Consider the following 2902-nt stretch of genomic DNA (forward strand, 5'->3'; position numbering starts at 1 on the left):
GGTGCCGGGGTCGCAGGCGCGGCGGTGTTCTCGCCCTCACCGTCCCCGACGCCCACTGCCGGCGACACCACGTCACCGTCGGCGAGCCCGTCCGGAACGCCTTCCAGCAAGACGCCGGGCCGGGGCTGGGGCCACCGGCTGGGCATCGGCGGTCCCTCCATCCACGGCGAGTTCGTCGTGCCCGACGGTGAGGGCAAGTACGTGACCGTCGCCACCCAGTACGGCGATGTCACGGCCGTCGACCAGGACTCGATCACGGTCAAGAGCGAGGACGGCTACACCAAGGAGTACGCGGTCAACAGCGACACCCGGATCAACCGCGGCGACGAGGGCATCGACGCGGTGAAGACGGGACAGAAGATCATGGTCAAGGCGAAGGTGGACGGTGGCACGGCCACCGCCGTCGTGGTCCGCGACGCGACCCTGCGCGAGGGTCAGGGCCGGCGTGAAGGGCAGCGCTGGCGTGGCGAGGGAGGCCGCTGGCACCGCGACCACCAGCCCAGCCAGCCGCCGGCCTCCTCGCCCACCTCGACCTCTTCTCCCACGCAGACCTCCTGACCCTGAGGATCAAGCGCTCAGGACCGGCTCTGCTCGTCGAGGCCATCCGGGCAGCGATGAACGGCGACGTGCTCATCAGCCCCCAGCTCACCGTCCGGCTGCTGCGCGAACGTGGCCTGCCGCGCGAGCGACCGGCCGTCGTCCTCACCGAGCCTGGGCCACCGGACGCGCCGAGCCATGAGCCTCGAGCTCAGCCCCGCCTGCCGCTCACGGCCGTCTGGCCACCCACACGGTCCTCTTCGCGCGAACGGCGAGATCGTCGCGGCGCAGCACGCTCCCGGGGCCATCGCCGTCGATGAGGGTGTCGAGCGTGGCCAGATCGTCGGCGCTCATCCGGCTGTCGAGAGCGGAGCGGAGGCGCCGCAGAGATGCCTGGGCGTAACGACCGGTGGCGGCGGGGAGCGGAGGCGTCAGGTCGATGGCGAAGGTCCGCTCGGCCTCGACGGTGAAGCCGGCCTGGGAAAGGCGTGAACCCCAGTCGGCGCCGAGATGCGGGAGCCGGTCGGCCATCGTCTCGGCCCGGACGGCGTGGCAGCGTGCTTCGAGTCCGGGGCGGCCGAAGCCGAGGTCGTCGGGCAGGAAGCGCGGGAAGGAGTCCAATTCGAGCACGGCCAGGAGCCCGCCGGGGCGGAGCACCGCGAGGAGCTCGGCGAGGACGCGATCGGGATCCGCCATGTGGTGGAGGGAGGAGGACGCCCAGACCAGGTCGACGGTGTCGATGGCCGGCCACTCCGCGTCCAGATCCGCCTGGACCGTGTGGACCCGGTCGGCCAGGCCGAGATCGCCGGCTTTGTCCCTGAGGCGTCGCAGCATGTCTGGGTCCACGTCCAGGGCGATCGCGTCGGCCCCCTCGAAGCGCTGAAGCAGGGCCAGGGTGCCGACTCCGGTTCCGGCGCCCAGGTCGAGGATCCGGCGGGGAGGCGGGTCGGCGGCCAGTTCGTGGATCCAGGCCGTCACTTCGGACAGGTACGAGTGCAGGACCTCCGCGTCCAGGTCCAAGAGCTCGGCCATGGCCGACTCGCCGCCCTCGGCCGCGTGATGGTGATGGTGATGACTTCCCATGCTTCGACCATATGGGCTCCTTGCGCCAGTGACATAACATCTTGCGTATGAAGCAAGACGAGGATCTCGACGGTCTGGTGCGCAAGCGGATCAGGGGACTACGCGTGGCCTTGGGCTGGTCGCTCGACGACCTGGCCGCCCGCTGCTACCTGAGCCCTTCCACGTTGAGCCGTATCGAGACGGGCCACCGGCGGATCAGCCTCGACCAGCTCACCTCGATCGCTCGAGCCCTGGGCACCACGCTCGATCAGCTGGTGGAAGCCGTCGACGACGAGGACGTGGTGATCAGGCCGCGGCACGACGAGTCGCGGGGGACGACCACCTGGTTGCTGAGCCGGCATTCCGGGCCGCACGGCGTGACCGTGGCCAAGATGCGCATCACCAAGCCCGCCCGGCGCGGCACCCACGAGTTGAAAGTCCATCCCGGCAGGGACTGGTTCACCGTCCTGTCGGGGACCGTTGTGCTGCTGCTGGGAGAGCGGACCATCAGGGTGGAGGCCGGCCAGGCGGCCGAGTTCTCCACCATGATCCCGCATGCCTTCGGGGCCGGCGATGGTCCTGCGGAGATCCTGTGCATCCTCGACCACGAAGGACAGCGCACCCATCTCCGGCAACTATGAACCGGCGGCGCGCTAGAACGCGAGGGCGCCCCACTCGGACAACACCAGGTCCACGAACCTCGCGGGATGGTCCAGGTGCAGGAAGTGCCCGGCTTCCGGCCACACCACGGTCGTCGATCGCCGGTGGCCGGGCAGTCCCGCCTCCCACTGCGCGGCTTCCGGGACATTGTGGACGGCGAGCACCGGGCAGGTCCGTCTGGCCAGGTAACGCTCGGACTCCCGGCGCACCCCGAACGCGCCCGGCACGGTGTACATCCCGGCGTAGCACTCGGCCAGCACGTGACCGGGCGTGGCCAGCAGTTGCCCGGTGATCGGCGCGGGGAGCGGCCCGCGTTGCCGCAAAGCCGCAGCCGCACCGTCGGCACGCAACGCCGCCAGCCGCCCGGGAATGAGCCGCTCCTCCGCCTCGTCCGCGCCGTAGGCGGGGGCGATGACCACCAGCGCGCTGACCAGTTCCGGATGCTCGACCGCCAGCGCGGTGACCACCTGGGCACCCATGGAGTGCCCGATGGCCACCACCGGTTCGTCCAGCAGCGGCAGCAGGTCACGGGCCAGGTCGGCGGGCCGATATCCGGTTGCCGGAGCCGGGGACCTGCCGTGGCCGCGCAGGTCGGGGGCGATCACCCGGCGCCCGCCGAAGTCCAGCGCGTGCCACACCCGGT

3 protein-coding genes and 2 pseudogenes are annotated in these 2902 nt (G+C 71.0%); 3 read left to right on the forward strand and 2 right to left on the reverse strand.

Annotated features, from left to right (window positions below; all coding sequences use genetic code 11):
• Both AB0J09_RS61185 and AB0J09_RS61190 read left to right on the forward strand, forming a co-directional pair.
• Positions 1-558, forward strand: a pseudogene (locus AB0J09_RS61185) (hypothetical protein); the annotation flags it as partial.
• Between the two features lie 8 nt (positions 559-566).
• Positions 567-665, forward strand: a pseudogene (locus AB0J09_RS61190) (DNA-binding response regulator); the annotation flags it as partial.
• 100 nt (positions 666-765) lie between these two features.
• Here AB0J09_RS61190 and AB0J09_RS61195 read toward each other — a convergent pair.
• A complete protein-coding gene (locus tag AB0J09_RS61195; RefSeq protein WP_360713214.1) occupies positions 766-1620 on the reverse strand; it encodes a class I SAM-dependent methyltransferase in 855 nt (284 codons plus the stop codon).
• Between the two features lie 47 nt (positions 1621-1667).
• On the opposite strand from AB0J09_RS61195, the gene AB0J09_RS61200 reads away from it, so the two are divergent.
• Positions 1668-2240, forward strand: a complete 573-nt coding sequence (locus AB0J09_RS61200) for an XRE family transcriptional regulator (RefSeq protein WP_360713216.1) — start codon at positions 1668-1670, stop codon at positions 2238-2240.
• A gap of 12 nt (positions 2241-2252) precedes the next feature.
• On the opposite strand, the gene AB0J09_RS61205 is transcribed toward AB0J09_RS61200, so the two are convergent.
• Positions 2253-2902: alpha/beta hydrolase (locus tag AB0J09_RS61205; protein WP_360713218.1), on the reverse strand; the 650-nt coding region annotated here is incomplete at its 5' end.

The sequence above is a fragment of the Nonomuraea sp. NPDC049784 genome (assembly GCF_040659615.1).
In the GTDB taxonomy this organism is placed as follows: Bacteria; Actinomycetota; Actinomycetes; order Streptosporangiales; family Streptosporangiaceae; genus Nonomuraea.